We start from the raw sequence: 626 nt of genomic DNA on the forward strand, positions 1-626 counted from the left end.
CGGCGCGGGCCGCGCGCGCGGGCCGTGGAGGCACGCATCAGCACCAGCGCCGCGGCGCCGTCGGAGATGCTCGACGAGGTGGCGGCGGTGATCGTGCCGTCCTTGCCGAAGGCCGGCTTCAGCGCCGTGATCTTGTCGAGCTTGGCCTTGAAGGGCTGCTCGTCGCGATCGACCGCCACGTCGCCCGCCCTGCCGGCCAGCGTGACCGGCGCGATCTCCCAGTCGAAGCTGCCGTCGTTGTGGGCCGCGATCGCGCGCTGCGTCGACGCCACCGCGAACGCGTCCATCGCCTCGCGCCGGAAGCTGTAATAGCTGACGCACTGTTCGGCGAACACGCCCATCGACTTGCCGCGCTCGTAGGCGTCCTCCAGGCCGTCGAGCGCCATGTGGTCGTACAGCACCGCCGCGCCGTACTTCAGCCCCTTGCGCACGAAGCTCAGGTGCGGTGCGTTCGTCATGCTCTCCATGCCGCCGGCCACCACCACCTCGGCCGAGCCGGCCGCCAGCATGTCATGGCCGAACATCAGCGCGCGCATGCCGGAGCCGCACATCTTCGACAGCGTCACCGCGCCGGCCGAGTCCGGCAGGCCGGCCTTGCGCGCCGCCTGGCGGGCCGGCGCCTGGCC

Annotated in this window: 1 pseudogene; it reads right to left on the bottom strand. The window is 72.4% G+C overall.

Annotation, left to right across the window (positions count from 1 at the left end):
• Nucleotides 1–626, bottom strand: a pseudogene (locus tag x551_RS23025) (acetyl-CoA C-acetyltransferase); the annotation flags it as partial.

Source organism: Methylibium sp. T29, from assembly GCF_000576205.1.
Lineage (GTDB): Bacteria > Pseudomonadota > Gammaproteobacteria > Burkholderiales > Burkholderiaceae_C > Methylibium > Methylibium petroleiphilum.